At 73.2% G+C, this 17,584-nt stretch carries 15 protein-coding genes; 7 read left to right on the forward strand and 8 right to left on the reverse strand.

The genetic code is table 11. The features are described from left to right. Positions 1 to 62 precede the first annotated feature (62 nt). From SLV14N_RS31415 to SLV14N_RS31430, 4 genes are all read left to right on the forward strand, one after another. On the forward strand, positions 63 to 815 hold the full coding sequence (locus SLV14N_RS31415) for a molybdopterin-dependent oxidoreductase (RefSeq protein WP_263271990.1): 753 nt from the start codon (positions 63 to 65) through the stop codon (positions 813 to 815). Then, on the forward strand, positions 799 to 1,440 hold the full coding sequence (locus SLV14N_RS31420; protein WP_263271992.1) for a cytochrome b/b6 domain-containing protein: 642 nt from the start codon (positions 799 to 801) through the stop codon (positions 1,438 to 1,440). The genes SLV14N_RS31415 and SLV14N_RS31420 overlap by 17 nt, the downstream gene beginning before the upstream one ends. A 141-nt stretch (positions 1,441 to 1,581) precedes the next feature. Next, entirely contained in the window at positions 1,582 to 2,148 is a 567-nt protein-coding gene (locus tag SLV14N_RS31425; protein ID WP_208688187.1) for a helix-turn-helix domain-containing protein, read from the forward strand. Further along, positions 2,145 to 3,446, forward strand: coding sequence for an MFS transporter (locus tag SLV14N_RS31430; RefSeq protein ID WP_263271994.1), 1,302 nt, complete (start codon positions 2,145 to 2,147; stop codon positions 3,444 to 3,446). Before SLV14N_RS31425 ends, SLV14N_RS31430 begins: the two co-directional genes overlap by 4 nt. 23 nt (positions 3,447 to 3,469) lie before the next feature. On the opposite strand, the gene SLV14N_RS31435 is transcribed toward SLV14N_RS31430, so the two are convergent. The 3 genes from SLV14N_RS31435 to SLV14N_RS31445 form a co-directional block, all read right to left on the reverse strand. Next, positions 3,470 to 4,615 (reverse strand): sensor histidine kinase KdpD, encoded by a 1,146-nt coding sequence (locus SLV14N_RS31435; RefSeq protein WP_208685614.1) that lies wholly within the window; start codon positions 4,613 to 4,615, stop codon positions 3,470 to 3,472. Continuing rightward, entirely contained in the window at positions 4,612 to 5,412 is an 801-nt protein-coding gene (locus SLV14N_RS31440; protein WP_208685617.1) for a response regulator transcription factor, read from the reverse strand. The genes SLV14N_RS31435 and SLV14N_RS31440 overlap by 4 nt, the downstream gene beginning before the upstream one ends. 149 nt (positions 5,413 to 5,561) lie before the next feature. Then, positions 5,562 to 5,969, reverse strand: coding sequence for a (2Fe-2S) ferredoxin domain-containing protein (locus SLV14N_RS31445; RefSeq protein WP_263271997.1), 408 nt, complete (start codon positions 5,967 to 5,969; stop codon positions 5,562 to 5,564). Between the two features lie 75 nt (positions 5,970 to 6,044). Between SLV14N_RS31445 and SLV14N_RS31450 the strand changes: the two genes are divergently transcribed. From SLV14N_RS31450 to SLV14N_RS31460, 3 genes are all read left to right on the forward strand, one after another. Next, positions 6,045 to 7,466, forward strand: coding sequence for a cytochrome P450 (locus tag SLV14N_RS31450; protein ID WP_263271999.1), 1,422 nt, complete (start codon positions 6,045 to 6,047; stop codon positions 7,464 to 7,466). A 319-nt stretch (positions 7,467 to 7,785) separates the two neighbouring features. Beyond that, positions 7,786 to 9,411, forward strand: coding sequence for an ABC-F family ATP-binding cassette domain-containing protein (locus tag SLV14N_RS31455; RefSeq protein ID WP_263272001.1), 1,626 nt, complete (start codon positions 7,786 to 7,788; stop codon positions 9,409 to 9,411). A 131-nt stretch (positions 9,412 to 9,542) separates the two neighbouring features. Beyond that, on the forward strand, positions 9,543 to 11,405 hold the full coding sequence (locus tag SLV14N_RS31460; RefSeq protein WP_263272003.1) for a hypothetical protein: 1,863 nt from the start codon (positions 9,543 to 9,545) through the stop codon (positions 11,403 to 11,405). Between the two features lie 188 nt (positions 11,406 to 11,593). Here the strand turns inward: SLV14N_RS31460 and SLV14N_RS31465 are convergent, their stop codons facing one another. The 5 genes from SLV14N_RS31465 to SLV14N_RS31485 form a co-directional block, all read right to left on the reverse strand. Continuing rightward, a complete protein-coding gene (locus SLV14N_RS31465; protein ID WP_263272005.1) occupies positions 11,594 to 12,034 on the reverse strand; it encodes an NUDIX hydrolase in 441 nt (146 codons plus the stop codon). A gap of 15 nt (positions 12,035 to 12,049) precedes the next feature. Beyond that, on the reverse strand, positions 12,050 to 12,724 hold the full coding sequence (locus SLV14N_RS31470) for an HAD family hydrolase (protein ID WP_263272007.1): 675 nt from the start codon (positions 12,722 to 12,724) through the stop codon (positions 12,050 to 12,052). Positions 12,725 to 12,830: 106 nt separating this feature from the next. Then, positions 12,831 to 13,592: a Bax inhibitor-1/YccA family protein gene (locus SLV14N_RS31475; RefSeq protein WP_263272009.1), complete on the reverse strand. Its 762-nt coding sequence runs from the start codon at positions 13,590 to 13,592 to the stop codon at positions 12,831 to 12,833. A gap of 76 nt (positions 13,593 to 13,668) precedes the next feature. Continuing rightward, on the reverse strand, positions 13,669 to 15,033 hold the full coding sequence (locus SLV14N_RS31480; protein WP_263272011.1) for a hypothetical protein: 1,365 nt from the start codon (positions 15,031 to 15,033) through the stop codon (positions 13,669 to 13,671). A 3-nt stretch (positions 15,034 to 15,036) separates the two neighbouring features. Beyond that, positions 15,037 to 17,568: a hypothetical protein gene (locus tag SLV14N_RS31485; RefSeq protein WP_263272013.1), complete on the reverse strand. Its 2,532-nt coding sequence runs from the start codon at positions 17,566 to 17,568 to the stop codon at positions 15,037 to 15,039. Positions 17,569 to 17,584 lie beyond the last annotated feature (16 nt).

Below are 17,584 nucleotides of genomic sequence, written 5' to 3' on the forward strand. Positions count from 1 at the left end.
GAAAGTCTGACGCCGGGGCCCGGACGCTGGCCCCGGCGTCCTCCCGGTGCTCGAATCGAAGCATGACCAGGGATGCGAAACCGGCCCGTGCGGCGGGCGGCGGTGAGGACGGACAGGGCACCCCCGTGGGCCGCCGGGTGGTGCTCGGGATGCTCGCCGCGGGCGCCGCCGGTGTGGCGACGGCACCCTTCCTGCAGCGCGCCTACGACAGCGCCCTCGGCGCCGCCGCACAAAAGGACCCCACCGGCCTGTCCGGCCTGCTCCCGGGCGGCGGAGGCTTCCGCTACTACTCGGTGACCGGATCCGTACCGGAGAAGGACGCCCACAGCTACCGCCTCACGGTCGACGGTCTGGTGCGCCACCGCACCAGCTACCGCCTCGCCGACCTGCGCGGACTGCCGCAGACCCGGCTCGTGCGCGACGTCCAGTGCGTCACCGGCTGGCGGGTGCCCGGCACCCCCTTCGAAGGGGTACGCCTCTCCGCCCTGCTCGACGCCGCGGGGGCCCGCCCCGAGGCCCGGGCCGTCCGCTTCACCTGCTTCGACGGCGCCTACAGCGAGTCCCTCACCCTCGAACAGGCCCGCCGCGACGACGTCCTGGTCGCCCTGCGGATGCAGGACAAACCGCTCGCCCATGCGCACGGCGGTCCGGTACGCCTCTATGTCGCGCCCATGTACTTCTACAAGTCGGCGAAGTGGCTCTCCAAGATCACCGTCACCGGTGAAGTCGAGCCCGGATACTGGGAGGACCGTGGATATGACGTCGACGCCTGGGTCGGCCGGTCGAACGGACGCGACGATGCCCCCACGACCTGACGGCCCCGCCGCGCCGGCCCCCGCCCGCCCCCGCGTCCCCCGCTTCACCCCCGCCGAACACCGGGTGCACCGGGCCACCGCCACGCTGATGGCCGTCTGTGTCCTCACGGCAGGCTGTCTCTACCTTCCCTTCCTGGCCGAACTCGTCGGCCGCCGTGCCCTGTTGGTCACCGTCCACGAGTGGTCCGGCATCCTGCTGCCCGTCCCCCTGCTGCTGGGTCTCGGCTCCCGCGCCCTGCGCGCCGACCTCACCCGCCTCAACCGCTACGGCCCGCACGACCGCCAGTGGTTGCGTGCCGCCCTCCGTCGCCGGGGCGGCCGGCCGGCCGGAAAGTTCAACGCCGGCCAGAAGCTCTACGCCGCCTGGATCGCCGGTGCGGTCCTCGTGATGCTCGGCACCGGCCTGTTGATGTGGTTCACCGACCTTGCGCCCCTGGTGTGGCGCACCGGTGCCACCTTCGTCCACGACTGGCTCGCGCTCGCCGTGGTCCTGGTGATCGCCGGCCACGTCTGGAAGGCCTTCGGCGACCCCGAGTCCCGCCGCGGTCTGCGCACCGGGTCGGTCGACGCCCAATGGGCCAGGCGCGAGCATCCGTTGTGGGACCACGAGAACAACACCCCCTAGCGCGCGGCAGGTTGCAGAGGGTCCTTTGCAGAGAACTCTGTGCAGAGGAGTCTCTGTAACCTTAGGCTGGTGTCCATGACTGATGCCCCCGAGCCGGACCCGTCGCCGCCGACGCCGTCCACCGCCCCTCCCGTGCGCCGTATGGACGCCCGCAGTCTGCGCGGGCTGGCACACCCCCTGCGGATGCGCATCCTGGACCTGCTGACCCTCGACGGCGCGGACACCGCCACCGGACTCGGCCGGCGGCTCGGGGAGAACACCGGCACGGTCAGCTGGCATCTGCGTCACCTCGCCGACCACGGCTTCATTGAGGAGGAGACCGGTCGCGGCACCCGGCGTGAGCGCTGGTGGCGGGCGGTGCGGGCGGCCCGCCGCCTCGACACCAACGACTTCCGCGACGACCCCGACATGCGGGGCGCCCTGTCGGTCTATCTGCACGAAACCGTCCACCGGGGCTTCGACCAGGTCACCACCTACCTCGCCGAGGAGTGGAGCCCCGAGTGGCGCGACGCCGGAACCCTCTCCCGCTGGCAGGACCTACGGCTGACACCGGAGCAGCTCGCCGCGCTGAACGCCGAGTTGGAGGCAGTGGTTGTCCGGCACCGGGACGCGGCGGCCCGGGACGGGGCGACCCCGGAGGCCGAGGAGGCCCGGCCCGTGCTCGTCCAGCTGCAGTCCTTCCCCCGCAAGGAACGGGACGAGCGGTGAGCGGACTCCTGCGCCGCCACCGCGACTTCCGGCTGCTGTGGTGCGGGGAGACGGCGGGCAAGTTCGGAGCGGCGGTCAGCAATGTGGCGATGCCGCTGGTGGCGGTCTCCACCCTGGACGCCTCCACCTTCGCGGTCGGGCTGATCAGCGCCTGCGGCTGGCTGCCCTGGCTGCTGATCGGCCTCCCGGTCGGGGTGTGGGTGGACCGTTTGCGCCGCCGCCCGCTGATGCTGGCCGCCGCCGCGCTGTCGATGGTGCTCTTCGCCGCCGTACCGGTCCTGGCCCGGTACGGCGGGCTCGATCTCGGTCTGCTGATCGCCGTGGCCCTGCTGACCGGTGCCGCGGCGGTGCTCTTCCAGACCGCGTACAGCGCCTACCTCCCCACCCTCCTCGCGCCCGCCGACCAGGCCGAGGGCAACGCCAAGCTGCACGGCAGCGCCTCCGCGGCCCAGATCGCCGGACAGGGGGCGAGCGGCCTCATCGCCCAACTGGCGGGCGCAGTCAACGGGTTGTTCGCCCACGCCGCCACCTTCCTCGTCGCGCTGCTGTGCCTGCTCGGCATCCGGCACCGTGAACCGCGCCCGGCGGCCCCGGAGGGCACACCGCGGTCGCTGACCGGGGAGGTCGCCGAGGGGCTGCGGCTGGTCGCCGGTGACCGCTGGTTCCGTACGCTGACGCTCTTCGGGGCCACCTCCAACCTCGCGCTGATGGGATACCAGTCCCTCACGGCGGTCTTCCTCGTCCGCGAGGTCGGTCTGGCGCCCGGCGCGGTCGGCGGGCTGCTGGCGCTGGCCAGTACGGGCGGTATCGCGGGCGCCTTCGTGGTGCGCCGCACGGCCGGCCGGATCGGTACCGCCCGCGCCATGCTCCTGTTCGAACTCGGCGTCCCCTGCGCGGCGTTGCTCATCCCGCTCACCTCCCCGGGCGCCGGGACGCTGCTCTATGTGGCGGGCGGTTTCGGCGTCTCCGCAGGGGTGGTGGCCGGCAACATCCTCAAGGTGAGCTTCCAGCAGAGCTACTGTCCGCCGCCGCTGCTCGGCCGTCTGGTCGCCAGCAGTTCGTTCCTCAACTACGGCACCCTGCCGCTGGGCGCGCTGCTCGGCGGCGCGCTCGGCTCCGCCCTGGGCGTCCGCACCGCCATGTGGATCATGACCGCCGGGGTGCCGCTGGCCGCCCTGATCCTGCTCTTCTCTCCGGTCCGGACGGTCCGCGAACTGCCGGTGCGCCCGGCGGAGGGGGAGCACGGAGAGCCCGGCCCCGGCGCGGCGGAGCGGGACGGGGCGTCGGTGCGCCACTGAGGCACGCCGGGGCGCCCGTACGCTCACGCCGTCGACGGCTCCGCCTGTGCCTCCGCCGCCGGCAGTTCCACCTCGAAGCGGCAGCCCGCCCCGGTGTTCCGTACCGTCGCCCGGCCCTCATGGGCCTCCACGATGCCGCGGACGATCGCCAGCCCCAGTCCGGCGCCGCCCTTGCCGTCCGCCCGCGGGGTGCGGGCCGCACCGCCGCGCCAGCCGGTGTCGAAGACCCGCGGCAGATCCTCCGGAGGGATGCCGCCGCAGCCGTCCTCGACCGCGAGCACCACCCGGCCCTCCGCGTGCCGGGCGCTGACCGCGACGGTGCCGTCGGCGGGCGTGGCACGGATCGCGTTGACCAGCAGATTGCCCAGGACGCGGGTCATCTGCTGGGCGTCCACCCGCACCGGCAGCGGTACCACCCCGCCGTCCACCAGCCGCACCCCGCTCGCCCGCGCCAGCGGCCCGGCGCCCGCGAGGGCCTCGTCCACCAGGTCGTACACCGACACCCGCGACAGCGTCAGGGCCAGCGCCCCGGCCTGGATACGGGACAGTTCGAAGAGGTCGTCGACCATCGCGGCCAGCCGGTCCACCTCGATCCGCATCCGTGCGTGATAGCGCGCGGTGTCCTCGGCGACCCCGTCCTCCAGCGCCTCGGCCATCGCCCGCAGACCGGCGAGCGGGGTGCGCAGATCGTGCGAGATCCCGGCGATCAGCTCCCGCCGGGAGGCATCCAGCGCCCGCTCCCGCTCCCGCGCCTCGGCGAGCCGTCCGCTGGTCTCCTCCAACGCCCTTGACAGCGCGGCCAGTTCGGCGGTGGGAGGCTCGGCGGGTGCCACGAAACCGCCCTCGCTGCCGACCGTACGGGCGGAGCGCGCCAGCTCCCGGCTGCCCGCCGCGATCCGCCGTCCGAAGAGCAGCGCCGCCGCCAGCGACACCACCCCGGAGACGGCCACCACGGCCATCACCACGCCCAGGTCGTGCCCGGACAGAAACATCGCCTGGGCGACCGCCACCGTCCCCGCCGCCATCGCGGCCACCGCCAGCGCCGCCACCGCGAACAGCGACAGCGCGACCGAGCGCCGCCGCAACGCCCGTACCGCGGGCGCCGCGAGCAGCCCCGCCAGCGCCGCGCCGAGCGCCGCCAGCGCCACGATGACCAGGAAGTCCGTCATGACAGCAGTCCGTCTCCCCGCAGGAGGTCGTCCTCCGGCGGCGGCTCGTCCCCCACGGCGTCGAAGCGGTAACCGGCGCCCCAGACCGTCGTCACCAGCCGTGGCGCGGCCGGATCCGCCTCGATCTTCTCGCGCAGCCGCCGCACATGCACCGTCACCGTCGACAGATCGCCGAACTCCCAGCCCCAGACCCGGTGCAGCAGCTCCTCCCGGGCGAAGACCCGCCCGGGGTGGCGCATCAGGAAGACCAGCAGATCGAACTCGCGGGCGGTGAGGGAGAGCGCACGCCCGGCCCGTTCGGCCCGCCGGCCGCCGGGGTCGGCAGTCAGATCCCCGGCCCGCAGGACGGCGGCGGGCGCCGCGGCCGGCGGCGCGGACTCCGCACGGCGCAGCACCGAGCCGATCCGCAGCACCAGCTCCCGCGGGCTGAACGGCTTGGTCACATAGTCGTCCGCGCCCAGTTCCAGGCCGAGGATGCGATCCGCCTCCTCGCCGCGCGCCGTCAGCATCACCACCGGAACCGCGGGACCGTCGCCGCGCCGCAGCCGGCGGCACACCTCCAGGCCGTCGATGCCCGGCAGCATCAGATCGAGCACGACGAGATGCGGACGGAAGTCCGCGGCCCGGTCGAGGGCGGCGAAACCGTCGGCGGCGTGTGCCGTGGTGTAGCCGGCGCGGGAGAGGTAGCCGGTGACGACCTCGGCGACGGTCGGGTCGTCCTCGACCACCAGGACACGGCGCGGCGGCCCGTGGGAGGGGACGGGCGGGGGCGCGGAGGGCGGTGTGGCGGGGTGCACAGGGTCAGTGTGCCCTTCCCGGGAGGTACGTCATGGCTGAAGCCAACACCATCGGGAGCGGGCGCGGGCGGGCCGGGCCCGGGTCCGTAAGACTCCGGTAACCGGTGGCGGTGCCCGGGAGGTGCGGGGACGCGGCGGCGTCCCGGCACCTAGGGAGTGTCTTCCAGCCCCTCCCGGACCCGCCGCGACACCGTGAACGCGTACAGGTCGAGCACGCCCGGCGGCTCCGCGAGGCCGGGACCGCCGGCGCGGATCCAGTCGGCGATGTCCGCCAGCACCTCGTCGTCGTTGACCAGCCCCAGCCAGACCGGGCGCCCACCGGCCGCCCGCCCCGCGGCCGACGGCTGGACCACGACCACATTCGCCTGGTCACAGACGTCCAGGCACTCCGAGGCCCGTACCGGCGCCGCGCCGTCGAGCGCCGCGCGCAGGCTGGGTATCTGCCCGGCGTGGTCGACGCCCGGGATCTTGGCCGCATCGCCGCAGCAGCAGCCGCGGCATACGGTGACCCGGCACGGGGTCGCGGGGGCTGTCCGTCCGGCAGGCTTGTTGATCACCGATTCATGCTACGTGGGCCGCAATGACGCACGACGGCGGGATAGAAACCCGGCTCGTGGGGATAGACATCCGGCATGCCCGTGACCGAATCCCACCCTCAGCCCGGTTCCGCACCGGAGCGCGCGATACCCGGCCCGGCCGGTCTTCCCGTGCTCGGCTCGATGCTCGACCTCCGTCGCGACTCCCTCAGCACCTTTTTAGGAGCCCAGCGTGCGCACGGCGATGTGGTCCGCCTGGAAGCCGGGCCGCCCGGCCTGCGCAGCGTGTTCCATGCCGTCTTCGCACCCGAGGGCGTACAGCAGATCCTCGCCTCCCAGGCCGCCAACTTCCGTAAGGACCACCCGCTCTACGAGGAGGTCCGGCAGGCCTTCGGCAACGGCCTGCTCACCAGCCAGGACGCCGACTACCTCCGACAGCGGCGGCTGGTGCAGCCGCTGTTCACCAAGCGCCGGGTCGACGGCTATGCGTCGGCGGTGACCACCGAGGCCGCCACCCTCGCCGACCGCTGGCGGACCGCGGACGACACCACCGTGGACCTGGTCCCCGAGATGAACCGGCTGGCGCTGCGCACCGTCTCCCGGATCCTCTTCGGCCTGGACGCGGAGGCGGCGGTGGACACCATCCACCGCTGCGCCCCGGTCATCAACGCATATGTCGTACGGCGCGCTTACGTCCCCGTGAAGATCCCGCGCGAGTGGCCCACCCCCGGGAACCTGCGGGCGCGGGCCGCCACCGACGAGATGAACGCGCTGTGCGACCGGATCGTGGCGGACCGGCGGGCGGCGCGTGGAACGGCCGGGGACGCGGGCGGCGAGGGGGAGGATCTGCTGTCGCTCCTCGCCGCGGCCGGCAATGACGAGGACGGTTCCCTGGACGCCACCGAGGTCCGCGAACAGGTCCTGATCTTCATGCTGGCCGGGCACGAGACCACCGCGACCTCCCTCGCCTTCACCCTCCATCTCCTCGCCCGGCACCCCGAGGAGCAGGCGCGGGTCCGGGACGAGATCGACCGCGTACTGGCCCATCGCACCCCCACGGCCGCCGATCTGGACCGTCTGCCGTATCTGACGCAGGCGCTCAAGGAGTCCATGCGGCTGTATCCGGCGGCGCCGGTCATCAGCCGCCGGGCCGTGGAGGCCACCGAGATCGGCGGTTTCCGCATCCCGGCCGGTGCCGATGTGGTGGTCGCGCCCTGGGTCACCCACCGCAACCCGGACCTGTGGGCCGACCCGGAGCGCTTCGATCCGCGGCGCTTCGCACCGGAGCGGGAGGCGGAGCGGCACCGCTACGCCTGGTTCCCGTTCGGCGGCGGGCCGCGTGCCTGTATCGGGCAGCACTTCTCGATGCTGGAGTCCGTGCTGGCGCTGGCCGTGCTGCTGCGTGCGTACGAACTCGAAGCCGTGGACGAGGAGGTGCCGGTCTCCGCCGGGATCACCCTCCAGGCGACCGGCCCGGCGCGGGTACGTCTGCGGCCGCGCGCCGGGGCGGGGGAGTAGCGCCCGGGGACGCCGTCCGGAAGGAAGAATAAACGCAACAGAAAATGCGTTTGCTTTTCGGTGGCGTCCCCCGTACCGTCAACCTCGTTGCTGTTGCCGCCGATCGGAGAAGGCCGTTGCTCGTCTGAGGTCTTGAGACACCGCGCCCGTGAGCGGTGATTCGCCCTGCGCTTCCGGTATCCGGAGCGGCGAATCATGCCTCGCGCGGCCCGTCCGCGACCTCGGCGTACCCGCACGGCGTACCCGACGCACCCGGCGTTCCGACGCGGTGTCTCCCCGCGCATTCCCCACCCCGCTCACCCGCGCTCAGGAGACCTGTATGTCCATGTCCCCCACCCCCACGTCCGCAGCGTCCATCGTCTGCAGCGGCCTCGGCTTCACCTGGCCCGACGGCAGCCCCGTCCTGGAGGACTTCCCCCTGGTCGTCGGCCCCGGCCGCACGGGCCTCATCGGCCTCAACGGGGCAGGAAAGTCCACCCTGTTGAAACTGATCGCGGGCGAACTCGCCCCGACCGGGGGGAGCGTCAAGGTCACCGGCGAGATCGGCTACCTCCCCCAGCACGCCCCGCTCGACACCGCCCTGCGGGTCGACCAGGCGCTCGGCATCGCGGCCGCGCGCGCCGCGCTGCACGCCATCGAAGGCGGCGACCCGAGCGAGGAGCACTTCACCGCCCTCGGCGACGACTGGGACGTCGAGGAGCGCGCCCGCGCCACCCTCGACCAGCTCGGGCTGCCCGGTATCGACCTCGACCGCACCATCGGCGAGGTCTCCGGCGGTGAGTCCGTTCTGCTCCGGCTGGCGGCCCTGCTGCTGCGCCGGCCGGACGTCCTGCTGCTCGACGAGCCCACCAACAACCTCGACCGGGCGGCCCGGCAGCGGCTGTACACCGCGGTCGCGGGCTGGTCCGGAGTGCTCGTCGTGGTCAGTCACGACCGTGAACTCCTCGAACGTGTCGACCGGATCGCCGACCTCCGTGACGGCGAGGTCCACTGGTACGGCGGCAACTTCAGCGCCTACGAACGGGCCCTGGCCGTCGAGCAGGAGGCGGCCGAGCGGATGCTGCGGGTCGCCGAGGCCGACGTACAGCGCCAGAAGCGCGAACTCGCCGACGCCCACCTCAAGTTGGCCCGCCGGGTCCGCTACGGCAACAAGATGAACGCCAACAAGCGTGAGCCGAAGATCGTCATGAACGAGCGCAAGAGGGAGGCCCAGGTCTCCGCGGGCAAGCACCGCATCATGCACACCGAACGTCTCAAGGAGGCCAGGGACCGGCTCGACGAGGCCGCCGAAGCGGTCCGGGACGACGACGAGATCCGCATCGATCTGCCGCACACCGCCGTACCGCCGGGCCGGGGCGTGCTCACCCTGCGCGACCTGCAGGCCCGTTACGGCGGCCGTGCCCATCTGGAGGTACGCGGCCCCGAGCGGATCGCGCTGACCGGCCCCAACGGCTCCGGCAAGACCACTCTGCTGCGGACCGTCGCCGGTGAGATCCCGCCGGCGGCCGGTACGGCGGAGACCCATGTCCCCTACCGTTTCCTCCCCCAGCGGCTGGAGGTGCTCGACCCCGCGCTGACCGTCGCCGAGAACGTCGCCCGCTTCGCCCCGGACGCCACCAACAACCGCATCCGGGCCCGGCTCGCCCGCTTCCTGTTCAAGGGCGCCCGCGCCGACCAGCGGGCGGGCACGCTCTCCGGCGGCGAACGCTTCCGCGCCTCGCTCGCCGCGCTGATGCTGGCCGAACCGGCCCCGCAGCTGCTGCTGCTGGACGAGCCGACGAACAACCTCGACCTCGCGTCGGTCCGGCGGCTGGTCACCGCCCTGGAGTCCTACGAGGGCGCCCTGCTCGTCGTCAGCCACGATCTGACGTTCCTCCGGGACCTCGGCATCACCCGCTGGCTGTCCACGGAGGGCGGTGAACTCACCGACATCGCACCGCTGTAGGCGGGACCGGGCGGGGCGGGCACCACTGCCCCGCCCCGTCGCCCGCTCCCCGAAAGCCGGTTGCCGGATCCCTTCCCGTGGGTCATGATCCTCCGCATGACCTACAGGAAGGGCGGCCACCGCCCCACCCGATGACCGCGCGGACCCCGGGCCAGGACCCGGTCCCCGCCCCGCCGGCCGTCGACTCCGACCGCGCTGCCGCAGTGACCGCGGCGGTCCTCGACGGCTCCGTCCTCACCCCGGGCGCCCCGCTCAGAACCGCCGTCTTCGACGCGGTCCGGGCCGACCGGGACGGCCCGGTCACCCACGAGCTGATCGAACTCACCGGCCACCACCGCCCCGCCGTACGCCGCACCGCGCTCACCCTGCTCACCGAGCTGGCCTTCAACGGCCCGCCGTCATGGCAGGGCCCGATCGAGGCGGCAGCGGCCCGGCTCCACGACCCCGACCCGGACGCCCGCCGGGCCGCCGTCCGCCTCCTCGTGCGCGCCGGCGGCACGGACCGGGCCCGTACGGCGCTCGACACCCACACCGACCCCGCCACCCGCATCGCCCTGGCCGACGCACTGCTGTTCCACCTGCCGCACACCCCCTGCCCGCCCGGACCGCTGCGCACCGACCCGCTCCCCGGCATCCGCCTGGCCGCCTGTATCGCGGAGCTGAGAGCGGCGCCGGAGGAGGAGTGGGCCGCCCTGGACGCGCAGGCGGTGGCGGAGCTGGCCGCGCTGTCCAACCGGGACGCGGACCGTGCGCGGACCCTCGGCAGCCGCTGGGGCGACGCCCTGTCCCGGCAGGACCGGGAGCGACACTGCTACGCCACCGCCACCCGGCTGCTGACCGGTGCGGCGGGCGCCTACGGCCGACGGGTCGGGGTGCACCTCGCCCGGCGGGCCCTCCAGATCTGGCGGGCCGCCCCCGCCGCCCTGACCCCGCACCTCGCGGCCCTGGTCCGCACCGCACCGCCGGCCCTGCGCGACCTCGCCGTGGACGCGCTCTGCGCCTCCCGCACCGCCACCCGGCTCGCCGCCGACGACCTGGCGGCCCTCCTGCCCGCCACCCACCAGCCCCTCTCCGACACGGCCTGGACGATCACCTACGCCCTGGCCACGGTGGACGACCCGCGCGCCGCCCCGTCCGTGCACGCCCGGCTGGCGTCGGGGGCACCACCGGCCGGGGCGGTCGCCGCAGTCCGCGGCCTGCTGCGCTCAGGAACCGCAGACACCAGCCAACTCGTCCCGTTCGTCAGGCAGTTGCTCCGTTCCGGCGATTCCCTCTCGGTGCTGACGGCCACCGCGATGAGCAACGACCTCGGCCCCGCGGCGGCGGCCTGCGTGCCCGAACTCATCGAGGCCCTCCGCACCGAGTGTGCCCTGCGCGACGCCCAGGGCGCCGAGTGGGCCCACCACCGCGAACTCCACCTCGTCACCGCGCTCGGCCGGATCGGCGCTCCCGCGGAGGCCGCGGTGCCACTGCTCGAACGGCTCACCAGGGAATCCCGGCAGCGCGCCGGCTACCGGGCGCTCGCCCTCTCCCGGATCACCGGCGAGCGTCACTTCATCGAGTCCGCGCTGCGCTCCCCGTCGCGGCTGCGGCGGTATGTGCCCGATCGCTCCGCTCTCTTCGAGTGGCTGCTCGACCACGGCGGTCTGACACCGGAGCAGTCCCGCCGGCTGCGGGACCTCGTCTTCACCCGGCCCGGCGGTATGCAGGTGTTCGGTGCGCGGGCCGTGTGGCGCCACGAGGGGCCGGCCGCCGCCGGTGAACTGCTCGCCGTACTCCCGCAGTACCTCGACGACGATCTCTTCGGCCCCGTCGCCATGGCCACCCTGGCCGCCATGGGGGAGCACGCCCGCCCGGCCCTCCCGCACCTGCGCGCACTGATCGACCGACGCACCCGGCTCCCGCTCCACGCCGGTTCCGAGGACGCCGATATGAACGCCGACGAGCAACTCCTCGAAGCCGCCCGGCAGACGGTCACCGCCGTCGCCCCCTAAGGGCTGTCCCGTAATCCCTGGCGGGCGCACGACGACAGCTACGGCACTCCCCCAGCTAACGCTGGGAGGTGCCCCCACGCCGCGTTGCCGAAACGCCCGAATAGCTCCGCTATTAGGACGCTCCGGCGCTTTGCGATGCACCGCATCTGACGCCGTGCGCTGATCCACCAGGGATTACGGGACAGCCCTTAGCTGTGGCCTCCCCCCGCCGCGTCGCCCGCGCCGAACAGCCCCAGCGTCTCCCCGCACTGCGAATGCAGCGGCTCCGGCAGCGCGTCCGGGGCGAACCAGTCCAGCGCATCGAACTTGTGCGGTTCGCCGATCGTCACCCCGTCCGGCGCCACCCGTACGGCGAAGACCACCGCCACCCAGTGCGAGGCGACCGGATCGCCGCGCAGCACATTGCGCACCCCGAGCTGCTCGATGCCGAGGGGCCGCACCCCGTACTCCTCGTGCACCTCCCGGGCCACGGCCGCCTCGAAGGTCTCCCCGAACTCCAGCGCGCCGGCGCCGCAGTCCCAGGTCCCCGGCTCGTCCCTGGCCCCGGCGCTCCGCCGGGCCAGCAGCACCCGCCCGGCGCCGTCATGACACACGAACACACAGGACACCTTGGGTCCCACCGCTGTCATCTCCCCTCACCCCGCTCAGAAGTGGTGCAGCAAGTCGCCGAACGCCGGCAGCCGCAGCACCTTGTCGTCGGCAGGGTCGAGCTCACTGTGCTCCAGGACCCAGGTGTGCTCGTGGGGGATGAACACCGCGTTCAGGCCCGCCGAACGGGCGGGCAGGATGTCCGACTTCGGGGAGTTCCCGATCATCCATGTCGAGCCCGGCACCAGGTCGTAGGCGCGCTTCAGCTCCTCGTAGGTGGCGATGTTCTTCTCCGCCACGATGTGCACACCCCGGAAGTGCCGGGTCAGCCCGGAGACCGCCACCTTCCGCTCCTGCTCCTCGGTGTCGCCCTTGGTCAGCAGCAGCAGCTCGTGCCGCCGGGCCAGCTCGGCCAGGGTCTCGGCCACCCCGGGAATCAGCTCCACCCGGTCCCCGGCGAAGGCCGCCGCCCACCCGGCGATCCGCGCCGACTCCTCGGCCGTCGCGGCCCGCCCGCGCAGGTGCGCCACACACTCCCCGAGGCTGTGCAGAAACACCTTGCTGCCGTATCCGAGCGTCAGCGCGTTCGCCGCTTCGATCCCGTCGAGTACGGCCCGCACCCCGGCCCGGTCGAGTCCGGGGTGGGCCATCCACTCCAGGAACTCGTCGATGACCCGCTCGAAGATCACGTTGTTCTCCCACAACGTGTCATCCGCATCGAAGATCAGCATCCGCCGCACAGCCCTTCTCCCACTCCACCGACCCGCGCACCCTACGCACGCCCGGCGGCCGCCCGCACCGGATATTTGGCGGGGAGGGGTGCCCTGGCCCGGCGTCTCACCACCACCGGAGGTACGACAGCAGCCGCAGGATCTCCAGGTAGAGCCAGGCCAGGGTCATCGCCAGCCCGAACGCGACGTACCAGGCCCACCGGTGGGAGGCACCGGAGCGCAGAAAGCGGTTGGCGGCCTCGAACTCCAGCAGGAAGAAGAAGGACGCGGCGGCGATCGCCACCACACTGACGGCGAGGGCCAGGGGGCCGCCGTCCCGCAGACCGAGGTCCGCACCGAACCCCCACGACGCGACCAGCTCCGCCACCAACAGCACCAGCAGCCCGAGCCCCGCGCCGACCGCCCAGCGCGTCACCTTCGCACTGACCCGCACCACCCGTGTGTGATACGCCGCCAGCGTGCCGGCGAAGATGCAGCCGGTGCCGAGAACGGCCTGGGTGCCGACACCCGGGTGCAGCGCATCGAAGAACTGCGTCGCCTCACCGAGCACGATCCCCTGAACCGCCGCGAACAGCAGGGCCAGTGCGGCGCTCGGCCGGGGCCGGAGGGACAGGAAGATCCCGAGCCCCAGCCCGGCGAACAGGGCGGGCAGGGCAAGGAATCCGACGTCCAGGAAGACGGTGAGGAAGACGCTCGCCACCAGGACGCCGAAGACGGCCAGGGTCTTGACGACGATGTCGTCGAGGGTGATCGGACGGTCCGTGGCGGCTGCCGGGGACGCACCGCCGGAACCGCCCGGGGCGGCCGGTGACACCGCACCGTCCAGCGTCAGCAGATTACGGATCGCAGGGTTGCTCGTCGTGGGCACCGGCCCTCCCGGAGGGATCTAAGGGGGTGAACAACTCCGTGTTGTCACAGGATAGTTGGGGAAATCGAGGAATGGGTCAGTCCACCTCGACGACCTGCCGTTGCCCCGGCACGCTCTCCCGCAGCGCCCGCGTCACGTCCGGCACCGTGGGGAACACACTGTCCGCGCCGGACGGTGCCGCGTACGGCAGCGCCGTGTTCAGGTGATCGCGCCATGGCGCGGGTACGGCGATCGGCTGGCGGATACCGGTCAGCACCATGCACTGGACCGCCTCGGCGCCATGGAGGTGCAGCGCGGACCGCAACCGGCCGGGCAGCCCCAGGCGTTGGGGCACCGAGGTGTTCAGCAGCCGCTCGCCCAGGCTCTCGCCCTGCCCGGCGAGATCGCTGCCGTGCAGCTGGTGGACGGTGTCGCGGACGGCCGGGTACTGCTCCGGTGTCACGCCCCGGCAGCGCAGCATGACCACGGGGTGCGCCTTCCCCTCCACCTCGCAGGCGATGTCGAACGACATCCGCCGCTTGAGAAAGCCGTAGCGGACCTCGTTGATCACCTGCAGACTCTCGTCGGGCTTCGGTTTGCCGCTCTCCGGCGGCGGTTGGCTGTGCAGGCCCTTGAGCTGCTCGCCGACCGTCACGGAGCCGGTGAACAACCGCCGCATGCCCACGGCCACCGCCTGCTGCTCGTACAGCTCCAGCCACGCGGGCAGCCGGCTGACGCTGGTGAGATCGGGCGCCAGCCGCGCGGCCTCCTCGGCATGCTCCAGCGCGTCCCCGCGCAGCTGCTCGCTGAGCAGACCGATCCGCCGGCGCAGCTCGATCAGCGCCAGCGCGTCGAACTGCGCCGCCCGGTCCGCGTCCTGCCGCCCGCCGACGCCCTCCAGCACCCCCGCCAGGACCTGCGTCGGGGCGGCGTCGGCGGACCACTCGCGCCGCCGGGCCAACTCGGTCAGCCGGTCTCCCGCGTACGGGGTCAGCCAGGCCCGTTCCTCGACGAAGCCACCCCAGTCACGGGACTCCAGACCGTGCCGGGCGGCGAGCCGGGGCAGCCGGGCCAGCAGCGCCAGCAGCAGCAACTCGGCGTCGTCGATCCCGTCCTGGTGCGGCCCCGTCTCGCGCAGCGCCTGCGCCAGCTGATGCGCGTCGAAGAGCGTGGCGAACACATCGGACTGCGCGCACTGGAGCAGCTCCGCCAGCAGCGGCTGGGCGGCGGGGCCGACCAGCAGATGCAGATGCCGCCCGGTGAACACGGCCGGCAGCTCCGGCGGGGTGAAGGCGGCCCGGATACGGGCGGCCAGCTCCGCCAGCCGGCTCTCGGCCGCGCCGAACCGGTCGATCCGGTGCAGCAGATCCTGTGCGGCGAAATTCCCCAGCGCCTCCTCCGCCGCCGCCATGGCACGGTCCGAGGTCCGCACCATCCACACGACGTACAGCTCGTTGTCCATGCCCTACCTCCCCGCCACCCGGCCGTAACGCGGCGGTTCCTGCCCGGAGAGGACCTCGAAGAGCTCCTCGGCCGCACCACGCGAACCCCCGACGTACGGCCCCAACAGAATCTCCTCCAGTGCCCGGCCCAGCTTGGCCAGCGCCGCGTCGACGGCTTCCTGATGCTCGGCCAGTTCCTCTCCGGCCTCGTCCAGCTGCCGGGCCAGCCGGGCGTTCTCCACCGCGCGCCGGAAGAGCCACACCGCGTACTCCCGCTCGGGGCTCACCTTGTTCAGCGGATCGCCCGTGCAGCCGGCCCGCGCCCGCGGCAGGCCCTGGAACAGCCGCCGGATGCCCTTTTCGAGACCGGCCTCCGGCAGGGTCTCCAGCCAGGCCCGGGTGAACTCCTCGTCCGCGCTGCCCGCTTCGTCCAGGGCCCGCAGCGCGGCATCGGGAGTGCCGGGCATCTGATGCCCGAGCAGACCGGGGATCTCACGGGACTCCAGCCGGGCGGCGCGGCACTCCACGATCGCCCGCAGCAGCCAGACGCGGGCCTGCCACTGCGGTGCGGTATGGATGCCGTCCAGGCACTCCCGGGCGGTGAGGAACGCCTCGTTGCGCATCGCCATCAGTGCCCGGTCCATCCCCTCGCCGAGCGAGGTGTGCCGTTCGGCGGTCCGCAGCGCCACCTCGATCGCGTCCTCCTCACCGGCGGCGGGCCCGGCCGGCTGGAGGGCCTCGATCATGCGGCGGGCGATCCCCTCGGGCTGCGCCCGCAGCGCCTCCAGGAACCGGTGGCTGAACTCCTCCTCGGTCCGGGGCCTTTCAGCCAGTTCGACGAGGCCGTCCCAGAGCGCCTCAGCGCTCGGCCCGGTGGCATCGGCCGGGGCCGGCGCGGCGTGGTCGGTGGCGTCGCGCACCACCAGCACGGCGCGCTCGGCGTCGGCGAGCACCGCGGACCGGGCGGGGTCCACCACCGTGTACGGATGGCTGAACAGCAGCGCCGGGTCCTCGCCGGCCGGCGGCAGATAGCGACTGATCAGCACCGAGTGCGGGGTGAACACGTCCTCCGGTGCGATGCCGTGCCGGCGCAGCGCGCACCGCCACTCGAACCAGAGCATCGGCGCCACCTCCTTGCACCAGGCACGGAAAGCCCGTTCGGTGGCGGGGCTCTCGTCCGGGACGACGCCCCGTAAGGCGGCGTCCAGGAACCGCCCGGCGGCCACTTGCCGCGCCGGTGCGTGCGGCCGGTGCACCGCCGTCTCCAGTTGCTCGACCAGCTCGCCCATGCGGTGGGCCCACTTCTCCCGCATCGAGATCAGCTGCGGGACATTGACCTTGTAGTACTGCTCGGTCTCCCGCTCCTCGGGCTCGGTGAGCCGGATGGTCCGGCCGGTCGGCTCGTCGAACCGCTCCACCAGCAGCACCGTCGCCGGCCACAGCGCCCGCCGCTCCGCCGTGTTCGCCCGGTTGAAGGCCTCCAGATCGGCGGTGAGCTGCTCGATCTCCGTCTTCAGCTGGTCCAGGCGCAGCCGTGCATCCATGGTCAGCCGCTGCGACAGCACCCGCTGGTGGGCCTGCTCGACCCGTACATAGGCATCCGTGGTGAACAGGTCCGGGCTGAACTCCACCCCCAGGCTCGCCCCGTGGCCCCTGACCGTCCGCAGATACGGCTGAAGGGACACCGGCCCGCCGTCCTCCGCGCGCGGGGCGCGGAGAAACGCCCGGTCCGTCTCGCCCGCCGCCCGGTCCGCCAGCGCCCGCAGCCCCTGGGCGTACGTCACCAGGTCCGGATACGCGATGTCCACGACCTCCACCAGGCCGGTCTCCTCCGCCAGCGACCGCAGCAGACCGACGAAGTCACGCAGCGCACCACGGGCCGTCGACGACGCGGCGTCCGCCACCGTCACCGACCGCGCACGGAACACCGACGGGATGTCGGGCGAGGCCTGGGTGCCGGACAGCCCGGCGGTCACCCGGATCAGCCCGACGCCGATGTGGTCCCCGACGAAGTCCCCGCTGTCCGGGTCGCTCAGACCATTGACCCGCAGACAGGTCGTCAGCGCCGCCTGCACCACCTGCTGCCGGATCTCCGGGATCCCCTCGCCGACCACCAGCACTTCCACGGGGCCCTGCTCGTCCCCGGCCACCCACGCCCGCGGCAGCGAGGAGGGGAGCGCCGCGCGCACCTGCGGCGCGAGCGCGGCCTTCGGTCCCCAGGCGGGCGGCGCGGGGAACAGCGGCCCGCACTCCGCCGCCTCCCCGGCCCGCCGGGCGCACTGTGCGATCGGGCCGCCCTCCGGCCCGGGATCACCGCCGGGGGCCTCCAGCCCCAGCGCCCTGGCGTGCAGCAACAGCGCGAGGTCGTCCTCGGCGTTGCCGAACAGCGGCTCGTCCGGGGACATCCGGAGCCAGTACTGCCACAACCTCTTCACCAGGCGCTTCGGCACGGCCGGCCGGCTCTCCCGGAACCGCTGCCCGACCCGTTCGGCCTCGTCCGCGGTCCAGCTGTACGGCAACCGCTTCAGCACCTCGTCGACGGCGTCCCCCCGCATGGGTCTCCTCTCGTCG

This window comes from Streptomyces sp. Je 1-4 4N24 (assembly GCF_026239515.1).
Classification (GTDB): Bacteria; Actinomycetota; Actinomycetes; order Streptomycetales; family Streptomycetaceae; genus Streptomyces; species Streptomyces nigrescens.